This is a genomic window from Parerythrobacter lutipelagi (assembly GCF_005434975.1).
GTDB lineage: Bacteria > Pseudomonadota > Alphaproteobacteria > Sphingomonadales > Sphingomonadaceae > Parerythrobacter_A > Parerythrobacter_A lutipelagi.
This window is the reverse complement of sequence record NZ_SKCJ01000001.1, coordinates 1,474,113-1,495,663: the sequence shown is the minus strand read 5'-3', so window position 1 is coordinate 1,495,663 and position 21,551 is coordinate 1,474,113. Positions and strand designations below refer to the sequence as shown.

The following is a 21,551-nucleotide window of genomic DNA, read 5'->3' as shown; positions in this document are numbered from 1 at the left end:
GCTACGCAACGGATTGCGAGAAGGTTTCAGGTTTACATCCTGAACACGCCGAACGCGGGTCGCTCGGGAATCGGGGCTTCAAGCGCGGCAGAAAAGGCGAGGCCGAGCACGTCGCGGGTCTGGACCGGATCGATCACGCCATCGTCCCACAGGCGGGCGGTAGCGTAATAGGGATTGCCTTCGTCTTCGTATTTCTGGCGGATCGGGGCCTTAAATTCCTCGGCCTCGGCCTCGCTCCATTTGTCGGCATCGCGGTGGACGGTGGCAAGCACGCTGGCCGCCTGTTCGCCGCCCATCACGCTGATGCGGGCATTAGGCCAGGTGAACAGGAAGCGCGGGGAATAGGCGCGGCCGCACATGCCGTAATTGCCCGCGCCGAAGCTGCCGCCGATCACCACGGTCACCTTGGGCACGGTGGCGGTGGCAACCGCGGTCACCAGCTTGGCACCGTGCTTGGCGATGCCTTCCGCTTCGTATTTGCCCCCGACCATGAAGCCGGAAATGTTCTGCAGGAACAGCAGCGGGATGCGGCGCTGGCAGGCCAGCTCGATGAAATGCGCGCCTTTCTGCGCGCTTTCTGAAAACAGCACGCCATTGTTGGCGAGGATCGCCACGGGCATGCCCCAGATATGCGCGAAACCGCACACCAGCGTGCTGCCGTAATGCGCCTTGAATTCATGAAATTCGCTGCCGTCGACCAGCCGCGCGATCACCTCATGCACATCATAAGGCGCCCGGACATCGTCCGGCACCAGCGCGTAAAGATCATCCGCGTCGAATTTCGGCGGGCGCGGGTCGCGCAGTTCCACATCCTTCGCCGCGCCCGTGTTCGCGCCCAGATGGCTGACGATGTCGCGCACGATGGTCAGCGCATGCTCGTCATTCTCCGCCAGATGGTCGACCACGCCCGATTTCTTCGCGTGCAGATCGCCGCCGCCCAGATCCTCGGCGGTGATTTCCTCGCCCGTTGCCGCCTTCACCAGCGGCGGACCGGCGAGGAAAATCGTGCCCTGTTCGCGCACAATCACCGTCTCGTCGGACATGGCGGGCACATAGGCCCCGCCTGCGGTGCAGCTTCCCATCACGCAGGCGATCTGCGGGATGCCCAGCGCAGACATGTTCGCCTGATTGAAGAAGATGCGCCCGAAATGGTCGCGATCGGGGAAGACTTCTGCCTGATAGGGCAGGTTCGCCCCGCCGCTGTCGACCAGGTAGATGCACGGCAAGCGGTTTTCCTGCGCGATTTCCTGCGCGCGCAAGTGCTTCTTGACGGTCATCGGGTAGTAGGAGCCGCCCTTCACCGTCGGATCGTTGCACACGATCATGCACTGGCGGCCAGAGACGCGCCCGATGCCGCAAATCATCGACGCGCCCGACACATCGCCTTCATACATCCCGTTGGCGGCCAGCTGGCCGACCTCGAGGAACGGCGAGCCCGGATCGAGCAACCGCTCGACGCGGTCGCGTGGCAGCAGTTTGCCGCGCGACACATGCCGATCGCGGTGCTTTTCCGGCCCGCCCAGCGCAGCCTCGGCTACCGCTGCGCGCAGGTCATCGGCGAGCGCCTTGTTGTGCTCGAACCGCGCCTTGGCATCAGGAGCCTCGCGGTCGAGTGTCGAAGTGAGAACAGGTGCGGTCATTCAATCATCCTGTAGATCGTCAGCCTCGCTGCGCAAGTCGTCTGGCACGTCTGTGCCGTCGAGCCAGCGACCTTTGATCCATTGTTTCGCCGCTGCGCGGGTTCGCGCGGCGTAGTCCTGCGTGCCGGGGCCGATCAACGGCAGATCGAATTTCCGCGCAAAACCGGAAATGCCCGCATCGTCGATCGACGTTCCGTCTTTCGCCAGGTGCCGCGCAATCTCCAGCTCCTGACCCCAGAAATAGACTGCCTCCGCGCCGACATTGTCCTGCATCTCGCGCACTTCCTCGGCGCGCTCCCAGCTGACCATATCGAGCCAGATGTCGGGCATCAGCAAATCGACCTTGCCGTCCGGCTTCCATTCCAGCGCATCGGAGTGAACGATTGTCACCTTGTCGCCCGCTCCATCCGGCAGCCGAGCGAACAGGTCGAGCTTCTCGTGCATGGCGATCACATCTTCGTCGAGCTCGACCACAGTGACCCGCTCGACTTCCGGGCGCAGCGCGCTGACCGCTGCTGCCCAGCCCATCCCCAGTCCGTAAATCACGACATGCCCGCACGCGGCATCGACCCCGATCTGCTGGCTCTCGATTTCCATCGGACTGAGCGACATCCACACATTCTGCCGCCGCGTCAGCAGCGGCATGCGGTAGACTTGCTGCAGCCCGCTCCAGTATCCCGCGCAGACCGAAAACGGCAGCCGGTTGAGCGCCCACGCGCCCGACATCATCGGAGTGTAATATTCCTCCAGCGAATCCCCCGCAAAGCGCGGCAGGCTGTCGATATCGACCCCGCCGATATCAGGCACACCCGCGCGGGGATCAGGCGTACCGCCGATCTGACCGGTCATCGCCGAGGTCCTGTCACCCCGCCGCCCCGATCAGTTCGCGGCCGATCAGCATCCGCCTGATTTCGTTGGTGCCCGCGCCGATGTCGAGCAGCTTTGCGTCCCGCAGATAACGTTCGACCGGCCAGTCAAGCGTATAGCCCGCGCCGCCCAGCGCCTGGACCGCTTCGCCGGCTACCCGGAAGGCATTCTCGCTGGCGAGCAGGATGCAGCCCGCCGCGTCGAACCGGGTCGTCTGGTCGGCGTCGCACGCCTTGGCCACGGCATAGGTGTAAGCGCGGGCCGATTGCAGCGCGACATACATGTCCGCCACCTTGGCCTGCATCAGCTGGAAGCTGCCGATCGGTTTGCCGAATTGCTTGCGCTCACGCAGGTAAGGGATGACTGTGTCGAGGCAGGCCTGCATAATGCCGAGCTGCAATCCGGCGAGGACCACGCGCTCGTAATCGAGCCCGCTCATCAGCACGCCGACGCCGCCGTTGAGCGGTCCCATCACCCGGTCTTCCGGCACGAAGCAATCGTCGAACACCAGTTCCGCCGTGGGGCTGCCGCGCATCCCCATCTTCTCGATCTTCTGCCCGATGGAGAACCCTTCATCGCCCCGCTCGATCAGGAAAGCGGTGATGCCGCGCGATCCGGCCGAACCATCGGTCTTGGCATAAACCACCAGCGTGTCCGCGCAGGTCGCGTTGGTGATCCAGAACTTGGTCCCGTTTAGGCGGTATCCGCCATCTACCGCGTCGGCCTTCAGCTTCATTGAAACCACGTCCGAACCGGCGCCCGCTTCCGACATGGCGAGCGAGCCGACATGTTCGCCGCTGATCAGCCCCGGCAAGTATTTCGCCTTCTGCTCCGGATTGCCCCAGCGGCGGATCTGGTTGACGCAGAGGTTGGAATGCGCGCCGTAGGAAAGCCCTAGCGAAGCGGAGGCGCGGCTGACTTCCTCGACCGCGATGACATGTTCGAGATAGCCGAGGCCGAGCCCGCCATCCTCTTCATCGACCGTCAGGCCGTGCAGGCCGAGCTCGCCCATCTGGCGCCACAAATCGTCCTTCGGAAACCAGTCTTCACGGTCGATCCTGTCTGCCAGCGGAATGATCTGCTCGTCGGCGAAACGGCCGACGCTTTCGCGGATCATCTCCGCACTTTCGCCAAGCTGGAAATCGAACTCTGGGGTCGCGCGCATGATTGCTCCTGTTCTTCTTTCCGTTGCGCATAGCGGGGTGCGGGGCGGGCCGCAAATTGCGTATGTTGTTGAATCACACACGGATTAAGGTCTTTGACAAAAGCCTATGAAATCGCTGGCGAACCGTCTATTTTGCTGCGCGTGAAACCCGGTCGCAACCCCACCACTCTCCCATGGCCGGCGGGGAAAGCCCCGTCGCAGGAATTCTGTGATGAAGCCTCGCGCGCTTTCGTTCTGGAAAGCTACGGTCTCGACGCGCTTGAAGACGACGAGGAACTGGCCGGGATTACCCGGTTCGCGGCACAATTGTGCGGCGCACCGATTGCGCTGGTTTCACTGGTCGAAAAAGAACGCCAGCGGTTTCTCTCACGCGAGGGTTTGAAAGAACGCGAAACACCGCGATCAACCTCGTTCTGCGCACATGCCATGCTTCATCCCGAGCCAATGGTGGTGCGCGACGCCACGCAGGACCCGCGCTTTGCCGACAATCCGTTGGTCACTAAAGGCCCCGGCATCCGGTTCTATGCCGGGGCGCCGCTGGTCAGCGACGAAGGCGCGCCGCTCGGCTCGCTATGCGTGATCGATACCGAACCGCGACCCGAAGGCCTCGATGATTTGCAAATCGCCGGGCTCAGGACGCTGGCCGCTGCTGTAATGCGCCGCCTGCGCAACCGGCGCGATGCACTGGAAGCCCAGGGCCTGCTGCATAATAGCGAAAAGCAATTGCGGATGCTGGCCGACAACATGCCCGACCTCGCGTGGTCGTGCGACGCGGAGGGCAATTTCGATTTCTACAACGCGCGATGGAAACTGTTCACCGGCATAGACGGGCCGAAGAATGCCGAAGGATGGCGGCAACTGGTGCACCCGGATGATGAAGCAGCAGCGATGGACCTGTGGTACCGGTGCGCGGGCGAAGGCATAGCGTTCGACGCCGAATACCGGATGATGCACACATCGGGCGAATGGCGCTGGGTCCTGAGCCGCGCGCATCCGTTGCGCGACCCGGCCGGAGAGATTGAACGCTGGTTTGGCACCGTGACCGACATCGATGTTTCGCGCAAAGTCTCCGAACAGCGCGACCTGCTGGCACGCGAATTGTCCCACCGGATCAAGAATATCTTCGCGGTTGTTTCCAGTCTGGTGTCGCTCCACGCACGCAACTTGCCGGAAGTGAAGCCATTCACCGACAACCTTACAGCGGCGATTGCTGCGCTTGGCCGCGCACATGATTACGTGCGGCCGCTCGACGGACGCAAGAGCGACAATCTTGCCGGCCTGATCAAGGAATTGATGGAACCCTATCGCCTCAAGGAAATCGGACACATTACCATCTCCGGGGACAAATGCAGGGTCGGCGCAAGTGCCGCCACACCCATGGCGCTGGTGTTTCACGAACTCGCGACCAATTCCGCCAAATATGGCGCGCTCTCGTCTGCCCAGGGCACGATAGATGTTGTGATCGGGGTCGACGAGGAGGAAGGCAAGGTTTCTGCAGTCTGGCGCGAACGCGGCGGCCCTGCGCCAAAGCCGGGTGCGCCCGAGGGGTTCGGATCCCGGCTGCTGCGGATGTCTGTCGAGGGGCAACTGGGCGGAACGATCAAGCGCCGCTGGACGCAGGACGGTGTCGTTGTGGAATTGAGCGCACCGATCGAGGCGATTTCCACCTGACCCCTTTCGATTGACACGCGGGGCGCTACAGTCGGCCTATGCCCGGCACAAACAGCCCCTTTCTGGCCATCGATCAGGTCACCAGAAGCTTTGATCGAACCGTGGCTGTCGACCGGGTCAGCCTGGATATCCTAGAAAACCAGTTCGTCGCGCTGGTCGGGGCTTCGGGTTCGGGCAAATCGACCTTGCTCAAGACGATCAACCGGCTGGTGGAGCCGGACGCGGGCACGATCCGTTTCGATGGTGAGGATATAAGGCAGGGTGAGCCGCACGCGCTGCGCCGCCGAATGGGCTATGTCTTCCAAGGCATCGGACTGTTCCCGCATATGGATGTGGCGCAGAATATCGGGATCGGCCCGAAGCTGGCGGGCGCGCCGATTGGTTCCGGCCGGGTGGCTGAACTGCTCGAACTGGTCGATCTGGGCAGCGATTATGCCGCGCGCATGCCGCACGAGCTGTCCGGCGGTCAGCGCCAGCGCATCGGTGTCGCCCGGGCGCTGGCGGGCGATCCGCATCTGCTGCTGATGGACGAACCGTTCGGCGCGCTTGATCCGGTGACGCGTGATGCGCTGGGCAAGCGGGTGCGCGAATTGCATGATCGGCTCGGCCTGACCTCGCTGATGGTCACGCACGACATGGCGGAGGCGCTGCTGCTGGCGGACCGTATTCTGGTGATGGAGGCCGGGCGCATCGTAGCCGATTGCACACCGGGCCAGCTGCTGGCCGGTGAAGGCGGCGACACGGCACAGGCGCTGGTGGCGGTACCGCGCGATCAGGCCAGAGCGCTGGCCGGAATGGCACCGTGAACGAAATTTTAGAGATCCTTTTCGGCCTCGGGGGCAAGCTCGCCGCCCATGTGGTGCTGGCCGCTGCCGCCATCGCGCTGGGCATTGCGGTCGCTTTGCCGCTGGCGGTGTGGGCCAGCCGCAATGCTGCGGTAAGCCGCATTGCTCTGGGCTTCGCCAGCCTCGTCCAGACGATCCCGGCGCTGGCGCTGCTCGCGCTGTTCTTCCCGATCCTGCTCAGCCTTCGCGCGGTGTTCGGTGAAGGCTTGCCCACGCTCGGCTTCCTGCCAGCCCTGCTCGCGCTGGCGCTCTATGCCCTGCTGCCGATCCTGCGCAATGCGGTCACCGCGCGCGAACAAATGGATGCGGGGGTGCTCGAAGCAGCCGACGGGGTCGGGATGACCGGATGGCAGAAACTGCGACTGGTCGAGGCACCGCTTGCCGCGCCATACATCATGGCGGGCATCCGCACCGCCGCCGTGTGGACGATTGGCGCCGCGACGCTTTCGACCACCATCGGCCAGCCAAGCCTGGGCGATCCGATCTTCGCCGGTCTGCAGACGCAGAACTGGGCGCTGGTGCTCGCAGGCTGTATTGCCTCTGCCGGATTGGCGATGGTTGCCGATAGTCTGCTCGGGCTGGTCGAGCGCGGCTTTGCCCAGCGCAAGCGGTGGCTGGTGTGGGGCGGGCTGGGCGTGGCGGTGGCAGGCGTGCTTCTGTCGGCGTGGACCTTGCGTCCGGCGGAGCGCGGAGCCGACACCATCGTCATCGGCACCAAAAGCTTTTCCGAACAATATATCCTTGCGCGGCTGATCGGATCGCAGCTTGAGGATGCCGGCTTCGCTGTCGACTACCGTGACGGGCTGGGCAGCGCTGTGGTGCACGAGGCGGTAACCACCGGCGCGATCGATATTGCGATCGATTACACCGGCACGCTGTGGACCAACCAGCTGAAGCGCGACGACAATCCGGGCCGCGAGGAAATGTACCGTGCGCTCAGCGAATGGGAACGCGAGACGAGCGGCACGCTGGTGCTCGGGCGGCTCGGCTTCGAGAACGCCTATGCCTTCGCCATGCGGCAGGATCGGGCGGACGAGCTTGGCCTGCGAACCATGGACGATCTCGCCCGCGCATCGTCCCGGCTGACCATCGGCGGCGATGTCGAGTTCTTTCGCCGTCCCGAATGGTTTGCCGTGCGCGACGCCTACGGCTTCGACTTCGCCCGGCAGCGCAATTTCACTGCGACTTTCATGTATGACGCGCTGACCGGGGGCGAGGCCGATGTGATCAGCGCCTATACCTCCGACGGGCGGATCGCAGCCGACCGGCTGGTGGTGCTGGAAGACACGAGGGGCGCGTTCCCGTCCTATGATGCGATCCTGCTGGTTGCGCCCGACCAAGCCGGCAATACGCAGCTGGTTAGCGCGCTCGAACCGCTGATCGGCGCGATCGATGTCGACGCGATGCGCGAAGCCAATTTCGCTGTCGACCGGCTTGAAGACAAGAAATCGCCGAAACAGGCGGCAGCGGATCTGGCTGAACGGATCGGGCTTTAAGCGTCCGGGAAGCCCACACCGCCGGGCCAGCGGTCGGACGCCAGCCCCATCACTTTGAACAAGGTGCCCATCTGGTCGTCGGCGGTCAGCCGTTCGAGCGCGGCGTGAATTTCCTGCTGATATTGCGGCGCTTTGTCCGCCAGACTCTTCGCGCGGGTCTCTATGCCCAGCGCGCGCAGCCAGTCGCCTTGCGTCACTGTGCCGAGATGGCGCACGTCGCGCGACTGGGCGATCCGTGCGAGGGTGGCGAAATCGACATGCGCGGTCAGGTCCGCGTCACCCGGCGCGGCGAATGGATCGACCTTCTGATGCGCTCGCACCGCCTGCAGGGTTGAGCCGGTCCGCGTGGCATCGTGCCCGTAATCGATAAACAGCGCGCAGCCGCCCTGCTCGTCCAGCCTGCCGGCCACTTCAAACAGGATGGCGGCAGCAGCCGGGCAGGTTTCGATGATCGTGCCCTCCTCCGCTTCGCGCAAATCGACCGGCACGGCGGGGTCCATCGGCTGCCCGCCCGCGACGAATGCGAAATCGTCACCCGACAGGCCGACCATCCGTTCGCGCCAGCCGTTCGGCGTGCGCACCAGCTGGCGCACCGGCAGCGCATCGAGAAACTCGTTGGCGATCAGCAGGATTGGCCCTTCCTGCGGCAGAGTGGACAGATCGTCGTGCCAGATCGCGCCGGGTACAGTCGTCAGCTGGATGTCTTTCAGCGCCTGCGAGGTCTCCACGAAATGCACCCGCGGCTCCAGCCCGTAACGCCGCGCAGAGCGCAGAGCGTCGGACGCCAAGGTTCCGCGGCCCGGGCCCAGTTCGACATAATGCACTGGCTCGTCGCGCCCGGCGTTGATCCACATATCGGCCAGCCACAGTCCGATCAGTTCGCCGAACATCTGGCTGATTTCGGGCGCGGTGATGAAGTCGCCGGTCCCGCCCAGCGGGTCTTTGCCGCTGTAATAGAACGCGTTGCTTTCCCCCATGAAATGGGTCAGCGAAACCGGGCCGGTGTTGCGGATCAGCCGGCGAAAACGGTCGCCTAGACCAAGCTGCTCGTAATCGATCATGCGGTCTTCGCGCCTGTCCCTTCACCCTTCCCGCTGCCGAGTTCGGGCCGCCGCATGGTCCACACCATGATGATCAGTCCGACGACGATCAGCGGGATCGACAGCCACTGACCCATCGAAAGCCCGGTGTCCTGCGCAAATTCCAGCAATTGCGCGTCGGGCTGGCGGAAGAATTCGTTGATGAAGCGCGCCAGCCCCATGCCTGCGGCAAAGGTCGCCACGAGGAAGCCCGGGCGGAAGCGCGAGCGCGTTTTCCAGAACAGCAGCAGCATGATGACAATCAGCGCCAGCCCTTCAAGACCCGCCTGATAGAGCTGCGAGGGATGGCGCGGCGGCCCGTTGATCAGCGCGCCGTTGATGACTTCGGGAAAGCTCATCGCCCACGGCACATCGGTCGTGCGTCCGTAGAGCTCGCCGTTGACGAAGTTTGCCAGCCGGCCGAGGAACATGCCGACCGGGACATTGACCGACACGTAATCGCACACCCGGATGAAATTCAGCCCGGCGCGCCACGAGACCCAGCCGATGGCCAGCACCACACCGATCAGTCCGCCGTGGAAGCTCATCCCGCCGTCCCACAGACGCAGCAGTTTCCACGTGACGAAACCTTCGTCCGCAAAGCCGGTGAACAGGCTCTGGTCGTAAAACGCCGCATAGCCCAGCCGTCCGCCGAGGATCACGCCGAGGAAACAGTAGAAGAACAGGTCCTCGACATGCCGCGCAGCCATCGGCGCGCCCGGTGCCTTGATCATCTTCGACAGATGCCAGTAAGCAAACAGGATTCCGAACAGATAGGCGAGCGAATAGAAACGCAGCTGGAAAAAGCCGAGATCGATCCCGTCGGTAAGACCGAACGAGCTCCACTCAAGCGGCGGATTGGCTGCCGTTGCGGCGAGTAGTGACAGCAAAGGATTGACCCCCTAGAGACTTTGACAAATCACGCGATTCCGTGTCGCACGATCCACAGGCGCTGGCTGGCCTTTGGCACAGGCAAGAGACGGGGGAAACCCTCGCTTTGCTCGCCGGGCCGGCATTTCCCCCTGCACCTGCGGACAAAGTGCTGCGAGCGGACCGATTTGAGGAGAGAGACGCCGATGCCCACTGAACTCGACAACACGCTGGTCGCCATCATGAACGAAATGGTCAAACCCGGCCAGCCGTTTGAAACCGTCCCGGTCGAAATGTACGGCGTCGAAATGCCGGCCTTCAAGAATGCGCCGCCTACGCTGGCGCATTACTTTGCCCATTTCTGCAACGAGCATAAGGATGTGACCTTCCTCGTCGATGGCGAGATGCGCCTGACGTTCGGCGAATGCTGGCAGGCGGCGACGCATGTCGCAGCCGGGCTCGCGCAGCATCACGGGGTGTCGAAAGGTGACCGGGTCGGGATTGCAGCGCGCAATTCGGCCAACTGGATCATCGCCTATATGGGCATCATCATGGCCGGCGGCTGCGCCACCCTGCTCAACGGTTTCTGGACCGGCGACGAGCTGGCCTATGGCGTGCGCCTGGCGGAATGCGATGTAGTGCTGGCCGATGCCGGGCGGGCGAAACGGCTCGAAGGCACCGATCACAGCGCAAAAGTCGTGCTGTTCGATCATGATTGCGATGCGGCCACCGGCCTGAAAGCCGTTTGGGCAGACGGCGACACGGCGATGGCCATGCTCGGCGAACTGGGCCCGGACGATCTGGCGACCATCCTCTACACTTCGGGTTCGACCGGCCAGTCGAAAGGCGCATGGTCCGATCATCGCGGGGTGGTGAACGGCACTTTCAGCTATGTCTCGCAAAGCGCGATGGCCAAGGTCCTGCTGGAAGGCCAGGGCCAGGATGTCAGCGCTCAACCCTGCGCGCTGATCGCGGTTCCGCTGTTCCATGTGACCGGCGAAGTGCCGCTGTTCCTGCAATCCTACGGCATTGCGCGCAAACTGGTGCTGATGCCCAAATGGGATGCAGAGCACGCGATGCAGCTGATGGAAGCCGAAGGCGTGACCTATTTCGTCGGCGTGCCGCTGATGAGCTATGAAATCGCCACCCATCCCAATCGCGAAAAATACGATCTGACCGCCTGCAAGAGCTTCGCCGCCGGCGGTGCGCCGCGACCGGTCGATCATGTGACCAAGATCAAGCAGGCGTTCCCTGAAGGATTCCCGCTGCTGGGTTACGGGCTGACGGAAACAAACGGAGTGGGCTGCGGCAATTTCAACGAAAACTACATGGCCAAGCCGGGCAGCACCGGGCGCGCCAGCCGGCCGCTGGTCGATCTCGCGATCCTCGACGATGATGGCAACAAGCTGGCCCAGGGTTCGGTCGGCGAAGTCTGCATCCGCACCGTCGCCAATTTCCGGGGTTACTGGAAGAACGACGAAGCGACAGACGCCGCCTTCACCAAGGACGGCTATTTCCGCACCGGCGACCTCGGCTATCTCGACGCGGACGAGTATCTGTTCATCGTCGACCGCAAGAAGGACATCATCATCCGGGGCGGCGAGAACATCGCCTGTCCCGAAGTCGAAGGCGGCATCTACGAGCATGAAGCGATCGCCGAATGTTCGGTTTTCGGCCTGCCCGACGAGCGTATGGGTGAAGTCCCGGCAGCGGTTTACCACACCAAGGACGGGCATGACCTCTCGCCCGAGCAATTGCGAGAGTTCATGCTGACCAAGCTCGCGCCGTTCAAAGTGCCGCTGCTCGAACACATCTGGCAGGCGGACACCGCCCTGCCGCGGCTGGGGACGCAGAAGATCGACAAGCGGACGGTGCGCACGCAGTTCGCGGGCGACCTGCTGGACGCTTGACCAAGCTCAAGATCACCAGCCAGCGGCGCGTTATCGACCGCCGCATGCTTGCCCAGCAGATCGACGCGATTCACGCCGAACAGGGCGAGAATGGCAGGCAGTCGGTTGTCGCATTGCTGCGCGGCGCGCTTGGCGATGGTCGGGCCGAGCTTGCAAAGCGGCTCGAAGCGCGCCCTTCCGCCGGGCATGATTGCTGTGCGGGCCATGCCTTTCTGGTCGACCAGATTGTCCGGCTGCTGCATGATCACGTGGTCGCCAATGTCTATCCGCCGGGCAACCGGTCCGCCGGGGAACACCTGACGATCATGGCGGTCGGCGGATACGGGCGCGCGGAAATGGCGCCGCAATCGGATGTCGATATTGCTTTCCTGACGCCTTCGCGCCGCACGCCGTGGTGCGAACAGGTGATCGAAGCGATCCTCTATTTCCTGTGGGACCTAGGCCTGAAAGTCGGCCATTCCAGCCGCACGCCCGACGATGTGGTGCGCATGGCGAAGGAAGACCTGACGATCCGCACCGCGCTGCTCGAAGGGCGCTATGTCTGGGGCGATCAGGATCTGTATGAAGAAGTCCGCCGGCGCTTCTGGGCGGAAGTGGTCACCGGGACCGAGCGCGAATTCCTGTCCGACAAGCTGGAAGAACGCAACGCACGGCACAAGCGCATGGGCGACAGCCGCTATGTCGTCGAACCCAATGTGAAAGACGGCAAAGGCGGCCTGCGCGATCTGCACACGCTCTACTGGATCGGCAAATACATCCACAAGGTGCGCGTGGCCGCCGAACTGGTCGATGTCGGCCTTCTCACCGCCAAGGAATATCGCAGCTTCCGCCGGGCCGAGAGTTTCCTGCTGGCGGTGCGTTGCCATCTGCACACTATCACCGGACGGCCTGAAGACCGGCTGACCTTCGACCTGCAGCGCGCGGTCGCGGAGCGGATGAATTTCGCTGACCGGACCGGCAAAAGCGCGGTCGAACGGTTCATGCAGTTCTATTTCCTCCAGGCCAAGCGGGTGGGCAGCCTGACCGGCGTGTTCCTGGCGCATATCGACGAACAGTTCGCTCAGAAGCGCGCGCGGCGCGGCTTTCTGGCCGGCTTCAAGGCGCGTCCGCGCGATCACAAGGGCTACCGCGTGTTCGGCGGCAAGATCGCCGCGCCGAGCGACGACTGGTTCCGCAAGGATCCGGTGCGTTTGATCGAGATTTTCCAGATCGCGGAAGCCGAAGGGTTTGCGATCCATCCTGAGACCATGCGTCAGGCGGATCGCGATTCGGGCCTGATCAAGGCCGATGTGCAGAACGATCCGCGCGCCAATGCGCTGTTCCTCGATCTGCTCGCCGGTCGCAATGATCCGGAAACGGTGCTGCGCTGGATGAACGAAGCCGGGGTCTTCGGGAAATTCGTGCCCGATTTCGGCAAGGTCAACGCGCAGATGCAGTTCGACATGTACCATCATTACACGGTGGACGAGCACACCATCCGCGCGATCGGCCTGCTGTCGAAGATCGAGCGCGGAGAATTGAACGAAGATCATCCGCGCTCGTCGAAACTGATCCACAAGGTCAATTCGCGCCGGGCAATCTATGTCGCGGTGCTGCTGCACGATATCGCCAAGGGGCGCGGCGGCGATCACTCGGTCCTCGGGGCAGAGGTTGCGGAAGAGCTCTGCCCGAGGTTCGGCCTGAACGAGGACGAGACGGAACTGGTCGCCTGGCTGGTCCGGTTTCATCTGCTGTTGAGTGCAACCGCGCAGAAACGCGATCTGACCGATCCCAAGACGATCGAGGATTTCGTCGGTGAAGTGCAGACGATGGAACGGCTGCGCAATCTGCTGATCCTGACGGTCGTCGATATCCGCGCGGTCGGGCCCGGCACGTGGAACAGCTGGAAACGGCAGTTGATCGGCGAGCTCTACGATGTCGCGAAAGAGCGGCTGCGGCTCGGCCATGTCAAACACGGGCGCGAAAACCGCGTGGCCGCAAAGAAGGAACTGGTCGAGGTCCTGCTCGGCGATCAGGCCGGACTGATCGGGAAGATCGGCAACGAATTCATCGATGCCTATTGGGTCGCAGAACCGGAAGACATCATCCAGCGCAACCTCGTGCAGTTTTCCGTCGCGCGCGGGCTGGAAGAACAGCTTTCGATCCATTGCGAATTTTACGAAGCGCGCGGTGCGACGCTGGTCAGCGTGATCGCAGCCGATCATCCCGGCCTGTTTTACCGCATTGCCGGCGGCATTCACCTGGCCGGGGCAAACATTATCGATGCGCGCATCCATACCACCCGCAACGGTTGGGCGGTCGACAATTTTCTTGTCCAGGATCCGCTCGGCAAGCCGTTCCGTGAAGAGAGCCAGCTGGCCCGCATCAAGACGGCAATTGCCGATGCGCTGGCCAACAAGATCGAGCTCGCGCCGCAGCTTGCCCGCCGTCCCTTGCCGCGCATGCGTGCCAGAGCATTCGAGGTCCGGCCCCGGGTCCTGTTCGACAATGGCGCCTCCAACCGGTTTACTGTGATCGAGGTGAACGCGCGCGACCGACCTGCCTTGCTCAACCGGCTCGCCCGAAGCCTGTTCGAGAACCAGCTGATGGTGCATTCCGCGCATATTACCGCCTACGGTGAGCGGGCGGCCGACACGTTCTACGTGACCGACCCCCTTGGTCAGAAGGTCACCGCGCCCGACCGGCTGTCGAGCATCGAAACATCATTGCTCGACGCCGCCAGCGATGCCCGGCAGGCCGAACTGGAAGACGCCTAAAAGCCACACTGAACGGTCATTTCCCGCGGTTTGTGAATTTCATTTTTGATAATGTTACACCTTGGTGTAGCAGCCTGCCCCTAACGTAAACGTTACCCCTTACGTTCACTTGTGGAGAGAGAACCCATGAAGAATTTTGCTTCGCTTCGCGCGATTGCCCTGCTTGGCGCGGGCATGATGCTCGCCCCCCAGGTCGCTTACGCACAGGACGCCGACCAGGAAGAAGAAACCACCCAGCGTGACAATGCGCTCGACGCATTCGGCGTTATCGTGGTGACGGGCACCAAGACCAAGGATGCCGAAAACGTGCAGGACGTTGCGGCAGCCGTCACTGCGTTCAATTCGGAAAGCCTCGAAGCGCTCAAGGTTCGCGATGTTCAGTCACTGACCTATTCGGCACCGAACGTTTCGCTCGACCAGATCGGCACCAGCCGCGGTACCGCCAACTTCTCGATCCGCGGTCTCGGCATCAACAGCTCGATCCCTTCGATCGATCCGACAGTCGGCGTGTTCGTCGACGGGGTCTATCTCGGCTTCAACGGCGGTGTCGTGTTCGACCTGTTCGACCTCGACAGCGTGGAAATCCTGCGCGGTCCGCAAGGCGTTTTGTTCGGCCGCAATGTGACCGGCGGCGCAGTGCTGATCAACACCGGCAACCCGACCAATGAATTTACCGGCAAGTTCCGCGCATCGGTAGACGGCCCGTTCGTCGATGGCGGTCGTGGCGGCGCGAACTACACCGTCAGCGGCGTCGTTTCCGGCCCGCTGGTGGAAGACACGCTGCTGTTCAAACTCGGCGGTTATTACAACAAGGATGAAGGGTACTTCACCAACCTGTTCAACGGTTCCAACCAGGGCCGTGCAGACACCAAGATCCTGCGCGGCGCGCTGGAAGGCCGCTTTGGCGACCTGATGGTTCGCGGCAAGGTCGATTACTTCACCAGCGATGGTGACGGACCGGCCGGCCAGAACCGCGGTCTCTTCCGCCGTGACAGCTTCGACCTGTCGATCGACGAGCGTGGCAATTACGACAACACGGTCTGGACGGCATCGCTGACCTCGGAGCTGGATATCGGCCCGGGCACGCTGACCAACATCTTCGGCTACCGTGATTACTCGGCCACCACGCTGGGCGATATCGACAGCCTGCCGTTCTTCGGCTTCCACTCCGGCACGGAAACCGAGCAGGACCAGATTTCGAACGAACTGCGTTACGCGATGAGCTTCGACAATCTCGAGCTGACCGTCGGCGGGTTCTATTTCGATCAGTCGATCGCGTACACCGAAACCCGTGACCTGCCCCCGCTCAGCCCGCTGACCTTCTATGGCGGCGGCACGCAGGACCATGAAGTGATCGGTGCCTTCGCCAATGCGAAGTTCAACGTCACGGATGCGCTGGCAATCATCGCCGGTCTCCGCTGGAGCAAGGAAGAAAAGGCCGCCGGCGTAACCTACGTCCGCCCGCGTCCGATGTGCTCGGTTGTCCAGGGCACTTGCCCGACCAGCGGCACCAACCCGTTCATCCCGACCGAGAACAACGGCTTCGTCGATGACAACAGCTGGTCCAACTGGTCGCCGAAATTCGGCCTGCAGTATGAATTCGGCCCCGGCCAGGTGTATGCTCACTGGACCCGCGGCTATCGTTCGGGCGGCTACAACTTCCGCATCACCAACGCGAACGTGTTCGAAAACGTCGTTGTCCCGGCAACCGGCGGCAACTTCTCGTTCGACGAGGAAAAGGTCGACAATTACGAGCTGGGCGGCAAGTTCCAGACCGATGACGGCGCGTTCACGCTGAACGCGGCGATCTACATGACCACGATCGAGAACATGCAGCGCGAAGTGAACCAGAGCTCGCCGACCGCCGGTGTCTCGCAGTTCATCCTCAACACCGCCGACGCGACGATCTTCGGTTTTGAAGCCGAGAGCCGGATGCGGGTGTCCGATTCGCTGCTGTTCACCGCCAATGTCGGCATCATCGACGACAAGTATGACGAAGTGCGCTTCGATATTTCGGGTGACGGCGTAATCAACGACGCCGATCTCGCGCTGCGTCTGCCGCGTGTGCCGGAAATCACCGCCGGTGTCGGGTTCATCCATGACTGGGATCTGGGCAACAGCTCGATCGTCAGCCGTGCGAACCTGCAGTATCGTGACGAATTCGCTTACACCGACAACAACTTCGGTTACATCCAGGACATCACCAATCTCGATGTCAACGTGACCTGGAACACGCCGATGGAAGGCCTCGCCTTCTCGATCTACGGCAAGAACCTGCTCGACGGTGTTCAGGCCGGTGGCGACACCCAGCTGCCGTTCGGCGGGCCGCTGTCCAACGGCGTGAACCGTCCGTTCGACTTCTTCCCGGCAGGCGGCACACTCTCGCCGCTGAGCAAGGGTCGTCAGGTCGGTGCGGAAGCCACCTTCGAATTCTGATCCAACCGATCAGTCGAACAAAGAAAAGGGCGCTCTTCGGGGCGCCCTTTTTTGTTGCGAGAAACTCTGGACACTTTGACCAATGCCGCTCGGCAACCAGCCGACCGCAAGCGCGACAGAGCGACCGCAGCGAAGGTCACGCAGTAAACAAGGAACCTACCCGCGCGCGCCGAACAGGGCGGTGCCGACGCGAATATGCGTCGCGCCGAGCATGATAGCTGTCGGGTAGTCGCCGCTCATGCCCATGCTCAGGCCGGACAGGCCGTTGTCCGCTGCCAGTTTGGCAAGAAAAGCAAAAAACGGCGCGGGCTCGATCTCGAACGGCGGAATGCACATCAGCCCCGCGACGGGAATATCGGCATCGCGCACCTGCGCCAGAAACGCGGGCAGATCCTTGGGCAGGCAGCCGCCCTTCTGGTCTTCTTCCCCCACATTGACCTGCACGAAGCACGGCACACGCTTGTCCGCCTTGTCCATCGCCTTTGCCAACGCCTTGAGCAGGCTCGGCCGGTCGAGCGCGTGGATACAGTCGAACAGCGCAACCGCATCGTCCGCCTTGTTGGACTGCAACTGACCGATCAGATGCAATTGCGTATCGGGATAACGCTCGATCAGCGCGGGCCATTTATCCTGCGCTTCCTGCACCCGGTTTTCGCCGAACAGCCGATGACCTTGCTCCAGCAGCGGGGCGATTTCCTCAGCCGAGCGGGTCTTGCTGACCGCGATCAGCGCGATGTCGCCCGGCTCGCGCCGCGAGGCCTTGCACGCCTTGGCAATTTCAGCGCGGACATGTTCGAGCGGAGTGGCTGCATTTTCCATCGCGCGCCGCTATAGCGACCTCGTGGCGAACCTCCAGTCCTTACCCGAACTCTGGCTGCTGTCGGACCAGCGCAACGATGCGTGTGTCGAGGAAGCTCTGGCCCGTCTGCCGCGCGGATCGGGCTTCGTTTTCCGGCACTACCATCTGGACCGCAGCGCCCGCCGGGCGCGCTTTGCCGCGCTGTCCGCCTGCGCACGGCGGCGCGACCATCTGGTGATTCTGGCCGGCAGCCCGGTTCTGGCAAAACAATGGCGGGCCGACGGTGTTTACGGTGCCGCATCCGGAATGCCGCGCGATGACAGCCTGCTCAAGCTGGTCACCGCGCATGACTGGAAAGAGATCGTCGCCGCTGAGCGCGCCGGTGCCGATGCGACCCTGCTCTCACCGGTGTTCCCGACCGCATCGCACCCGAATGCGGAGACACTCGGAGCGGTGCGGTTTCGCTTGCTCGCGCGCAAGACCGATGTGCCGGTGATCGCGCTGGGCGGGATGACGCCGGACACCGCAAAGCGGCTGGGCTGGCCGCGCTGGGCGGCGATCGACGGACTCTCCTGAACCGCACTCCGTCGCTTGGCGCTTGACGGCGAGTCGCTGCGGATTCATGGTGTATCACAAGTGTAGGACAGGGGTATTTCATGGCCAGCAGAGCCATCTCGAATTCGCAAAAAGCCGACTGGCGGATCGCTTTCCGCCGCTCGCTGCGCCGCGCGGCGCAGATGACCGGCGCGGTAGTGCTATTCGGCGCGATGGTATTCCTCGCGCTGGCGATGGTCAGCTATTCGCACACCGATCCCAGCCCGTCGACTGCCGCGTCGAGCGGTGATGTCGCCAATTGGATGGGCGTTTCCGGCGCGTGGGCTTCGGAGCGCCTGTTTTTCCTGTTCGGCTGGAGCTCGGTGCTGGTCCTTCCTCTGTTCTATGTCGGTGCGCGCAAGTTGTGGCGCGATGTCGAAGACGATGATGTCGATACCGAAACCCGCTGGTGGCGGCCGGTGCTGATGCTGCTTCTGGGCATGGCACTGCTGTCTACGGTGTTTTCGCTGGCGTTGGAGGCCTACAGCAAGGACTGGCCCGCATCTTTCGGCGGCGTCACAGGACTGCTCGGCGCGAGGGCATTCGAAGCGATAGCGGTCAAGCTGGCCGGCAGCGCGAGCGGCTGGGCGGTGCTCGGTATGGCGCTGCTCGCGCTGGCCGGCGGAATCGCGCTGGTTACGCGGGTCTTCGCGCTCGACTGGGCACAGCTGCTGACCCTGCCCGCCTTCCTCAAGCGCCGTCCTTCCCTGCCTGAAGCGGCAGAAGCACTCCTGCCCAAGCGCAAGGACCGCACTGCTAAGCGCTCGGCGACGGAAGATGAGCCGGTGATCGAACAAGCGTCCCGCCGTGCGCCGGAAATCACCGACCCCCGCGCACCGCCGAAAAAGGCCCAGCTGACCAAGGCAAAGCAGCGCGACATGTTCGCCAGCTACGACTTGCCGAGCCTGGACCTGCTGGAGGAGCCGCCCGAGGACAAAGGGCCGAAGCTCGACAAGCTGGCGCTGGAACGCAATGCGCGCCTGCTTGAAACCGTGCTCGACGATTTCAACGTCAAGGGAGAGATCACCGCCGTGCGCACCGGCCCAGTGGTTACCATGTACGAGCTTGAACCCGCGCCCGGGATCAAGGCCAGCCGCGTGATCGGGCTGGCAGAAGATATTGCGCGCAACATGTCCGCCATTTCCGCGCGCGTCTCCCCCATCCCGGGCAAGACGGTGATGGGCATCGAATTGCCCAATGCCGACCGCCAGATGGTCATGCTCAAGGAACTGGCCGCCTGCGCCGCCTTTGCCGATGCCAAGGGCGGACTGCCGATCATCCTGGGCAAGGATATCGCCGGCGAACCGGTTGTGGCCGATCTGGCCGCCATGCCCCACCTGCTCGTCGCCGGGACCACCGGCGCGGGTAAGTCGGTCGGGCTCAACTGCATCCTGCTGAGCCTGCTATACCGCTTCACGCCCGAGGAATGCCGCCTGATCCTGATCGATCCCAAGGTGCTCGAGCTGAAGACCTATGACGATATTCCGCACCTGCTCAGCCCGGTGGTGACCGAGCCGCACAAATCGGTCCGCGCGCTGAAATGGGCGGTCGAAGAGATGGAGCGGCGCTACCGGATGATGTCGTCGATCAATTCGCGCAATATCGCCGGTTTCAACGAGAAAGTCCGCACCGCTGCCGCCAAGGGCAAACCATTGGGGCGCCGGGTGCAGACCGGGTTCGATCCCGAAACGGGCGAAGAACTGTTCGAGGAAGAACAGCTCGACTACCAGCCGCTGCCGCAGATCGTGCTGATCGTCGACGAGCTGGCTGACTTGATGGTCACTGTCGGCAAGGAAATCGAAGTCCTGATCCAGCGCCTGTCGCAAAAGAGCCGTGCTGCCGGCATCCATCTGATCATGGCGACGCAGCGCCCCTCGGTCGACGTGATCACCGGCGTCATCAAAGCCAACCTGCCGACCCGCATCAGCTTCAAAGTGACCAGCCGGATCGACAGCCGCACCATCCTTGGCGAACAGGGCAGCGAGCAGTTGCTCGGCAAGGGCGACATGCTCTACAAGCCGAACACCGGCGCAATGGTCCGGGTCCACGGCCCGTTCGTGAGTGACGAGGAAGTCGAAGCGGTCGCCGACCACTGGCGCGCGCAAGGCAGCCCGGAATATATCGACGCCGTGACCGAAGAGCCCGAAGACGGCGGCGGCATGACCTTCGAAGACGACCTCACCGCCAGCGACGACCCGGTCGAGCGCAAGTACCGCCAGGCCTGTCAGGTCGTGATCGAGAACCAGAAAGCATCGGGCAGCTGGCTCCAGCGCCAGATGGGCGTCGGCTACAACACTGCGGCAAAGTGGATCGAGCGGATGGAGGAAGAAGGGCTGGTTGGCCCGGCCAACCACGTTGGGCGGCGCGAAATCTTCCGCGATCAGGACGGGAACCCGCTCTAGGCAATCCGGCTTGGCTTGCAGGTGATCAGCTGGCGGGGGCCGCACCGGGATGCAGCCCCCTGTCCTTCACTCAGTTTGTGTTCGTGAAAGTGTGATAGCACGGGGCGTAAGGCCCGCTTCGGCAACGGCTTCCGACATATACCCGTATGGACTGCTGCAGGTCAGGTATTCCTGCACCGTGCCACAGAGTTTGCGGCGTGGACGGCCTGTGCCGGTTCGATCGGATTCTAAGCTTTGAATCGACGGTCATCAGGCCCGCTCATCGGTATTCCATCCATCGGCTGCGCAGACAGCGGCATGGATGCGTTCGAAAGGAACAGTTCTGCGACACCAATACCGATTCTCAATTTCATTCTCCTTGGTTGAGATTGACTGCGAAAGCGCGGTCGGTTCCGCAGGCCTCTTCGGCCGCACGAAATGCAGGATATTCGGCGTTGAAACCGCCGATGAGCGTGATTTCCGATCCGATCTGGAAACTGGTGCCATCCGGCAGTCGCACACCCTCTGGTGTGCGCGAACTTCCTGTCGGCCAGATGAGGAAGATTCGTTCGGGACCTTGCAGAAAAACACATTTTCCCTGCTCTGCTAGAGTTCCGCTTGCAGTGGCCAGCAACTGGATGTCTGTCGCCGGGCGCGTGGGCAAACCGGCGCTAACGCAGCCAGAAAGCAAAAGTGCAGCTGACGTAGTAACAATTGATATTTTTCCCATTATTGCACTCCTTTTGCAAATGATGAGATCGGATGAATATCGTTCCCTTGTATATTTGATAATCTGGAAAGTTTATAGCTAAACACTCGATCAGCTCGAGCAAGCCGCACTGAGAGTGCGCAATTTTTAGGTTTCCTACACGCCGGTATTCGTGCCACACGAGCGCAATTCCGCCCGATCGAACATCCCTCGCGCATACGAAAAAGCCCCGCCATGCAGCGGGGCTTTTTGCTTTTTGGCGCCCTATGGATCGCAAAATCCGCCGCCCGTATGTATTTGATCAACTTGCGCCGGACGCAACGACCGTGCGGC

Annotated in this window: 16 protein-coding genes; 8 read left to right on the top strand and 8 right to left on the bottom strand. The window is 62.7% G+C overall.

Annotated features, from left to right (window positions below; genetic code table 11):
- Positions 1 to 32: 32 nt before the first annotated feature.
- Genes E0502_RS07375 through E0502_RS07365 form a run of 3 tightly spaced genes read right to left on the bottom strand, consistent with a single transcriptional unit; the run spans position 33 to position 3,672 of the window.
- Positions 33 to 1,640 carry a carboxyl transferase domain-containing protein gene (locus tag E0502_RS07375; RefSeq protein ID WP_137677250.1) on the bottom strand — a complete coding sequence of 536 codons (1,608 nt, stop codon included), beginning with the start codon at positions 1,638 to 1,640 and terminating at the stop codon, positions 33 to 35.
- On the bottom strand, positions 1,641 to 2,489 hold the full coding sequence (locus E0502_RS07370; RefSeq protein ID WP_137677249.1) for a polyamine aminopropyltransferase: 849 nt from the start codon (positions 2,487 to 2,489) through the stop codon (positions 1,641 to 1,643).
- Positions 2,490 to 2,502: 13 nt separating this feature from the next.
- On the bottom strand, positions 2,503 to 3,672 hold the full coding sequence (locus E0502_RS07365) for an isovaleryl-CoA dehydrogenase (protein ID WP_137677248.1): 1,170 nt from the start codon (positions 3,670 to 3,672) through the stop codon (positions 2,503 to 2,505).
- Between the two features lie 141 nt (positions 3,673 to 3,813).
- On the opposite strand from E0502_RS07365, the gene E0502_RS07360 reads away from it, so the two are divergent.
- From E0502_RS07360 to E0502_RS07350, 3 genes are read left to right on the top strand one after another with little or no spacing between them, the layout of a single operon-like run.
- Positions 3,814 to 5,343 (top strand): sensor histidine kinase, encoded by a 1,530-nt coding sequence (locus E0502_RS07360; RefSeq protein WP_137677247.1) that lies wholly within the window; start codon positions 3,814 to 3,816, stop codon positions 5,341 to 5,343.
- Between the two features lie 38 nt (positions 5,344 to 5,381).
- Complete coding sequence (locus E0502_RS07355; protein ID WP_137677246.1) at positions 5,382 to 6,149, top strand: ATP-binding cassette domain-containing protein; 768 nt, start codon at positions 5,382 to 5,384, stop codon at positions 6,147 to 6,149.
- Positions 6,146 to 7,684 (top strand): ABC transporter permease/substrate-binding protein, encoded by a 1,539-nt coding sequence (locus E0502_RS07350; RefSeq protein WP_137677245.1) that lies wholly within the window; start codon positions 6,146 to 6,148, stop codon positions 7,682 to 7,684. Before E0502_RS07355 ends, E0502_RS07350 begins: the two co-directional genes overlap by 4 nt.
- Here E0502_RS07350 and E0502_RS07345 read toward each other — a convergent pair.
- Positions 7,681 to 8,745 carry a class I SAM-dependent methyltransferase gene (locus tag E0502_RS07345; RefSeq protein ID WP_137677244.1) on the bottom strand — a complete coding sequence of 355 codons (1,065 nt, stop codon included), beginning with the start codon at positions 8,743 to 8,745 and terminating at the stop codon, positions 7,681 to 7,683. The genes E0502_RS07350 and E0502_RS07345 overlap by 4 nt on opposite strands.
- The gene (gene lgt / locus E0502_RS07340; RefSeq protein WP_137677243.1) at positions 8,742 to 9,653 is read right to left on the bottom strand and encodes a prolipoprotein diacylglyceryl transferase; all 912 of its coding nucleotides are present in this window, start codon (positions 9,651 to 9,653) and stop codon (positions 8,742 to 8,744) included. The genes E0502_RS07345 and lgt overlap by 4 nt, the downstream gene beginning before the upstream one ends.
- 186 nt (positions 9,654 to 9,839) lie before the next feature.
- Between lgt and E0502_RS07335 the strand changes: the two genes are divergently transcribed.
- The 3 genes from E0502_RS07335 (at position 9,840) to E0502_RS07325 (ending at position 16,735) form a co-directional block, all read left to right on the top strand.
- Complete coding sequence (locus tag E0502_RS07335) at positions 9,840 to 11,543, top strand: class I adenylate-forming enzyme family protein (RefSeq protein ID WP_137677242.1); 1,704 nt, start codon at positions 9,840 to 9,842, stop codon at positions 11,541 to 11,543.
- Positions 11,540 to 14,299: a [protein-PII] uridylyltransferase gene (locus E0502_RS07330; protein ID WP_137677241.1), complete on the top strand. Its 2,760-nt coding sequence runs from the start codon at positions 11,540 to 11,542 to the stop codon at positions 14,297 to 14,299. Before E0502_RS07335 ends, E0502_RS07330 begins: the two co-directional genes overlap by 4 nt.
- Before the next feature lie 126 nt (positions 14,300 to 14,425).
- Positions 14,426 to 16,735, top strand: coding sequence for a TonB-dependent receptor (locus E0502_RS07325; RefSeq protein WP_137677240.1), 2,310 nt, complete (start codon positions 14,426 to 14,428; stop codon positions 16,733 to 16,735).
- A 156-nt stretch (positions 16,736 to 16,891) separates the two neighbouring features.
- Here E0502_RS07325 and E0502_RS07320 read toward each other — a convergent pair whose 3' ends face one another.
- Positions 16,892 to 17,554 (bottom strand): YggS family pyridoxal phosphate-dependent enzyme, encoded by a 663-nt coding sequence (locus E0502_RS07320; protein WP_137677239.1) that lies wholly within the window; start codon positions 17,552 to 17,554, stop codon positions 16,892 to 16,894.
- Between E0502_RS07320 and E0502_RS07315 the strand changes: the two genes are divergently transcribed.
- Together E0502_RS07315 and E0502_RS07310 are read left to right on the top strand one after the other, a co-directional pair.
- Entirely contained in the window at positions 17,538 to 18,110 is a 573-nt protein-coding gene (locus tag E0502_RS07315; protein ID WP_240048902.1) for a thiamine phosphate synthase, read from the top strand. The genes E0502_RS07320 and E0502_RS07315 overlap by 17 nt on opposite strands.
- A gap of 80 nt (positions 18,111 to 18,190) precedes the next feature.
- Entirely contained in the window at positions 18,191 to 20,530 is a 2,340-nt protein-coding gene (locus E0502_RS07310; protein WP_137677237.1) for a DNA translocase FtsK, read from the top strand.
- A 227-nt stretch (positions 20,531 to 20,757) separates the two neighbouring features.
- On the opposite strand, the gene E0502_RS15400 is transcribed toward E0502_RS07310, so the two are convergent.
- Both E0502_RS15400 and E0502_RS07305 read right to left on the bottom strand, forming a co-directional pair.
- Complete coding sequence (locus E0502_RS15400; RefSeq protein ID WP_275668353.1) at positions 20,758 to 20,883, bottom strand: hypothetical protein; 126 nt, start codon at positions 20,881 to 20,883, stop codon at positions 20,758 to 20,760.
- On the bottom strand, positions 20,880 to 21,239 hold the full coding sequence (locus E0502_RS07305) for a hypothetical protein (RefSeq protein ID WP_137677236.1): 360 nt from the start codon (positions 21,237 to 21,239) through the stop codon (positions 20,880 to 20,882). The genes E0502_RS15400 and E0502_RS07305 overlap by 4 nt, the downstream gene beginning before the upstream one ends.
- Positions 21,240 to 21,551 lie beyond the last annotated feature (312 nt).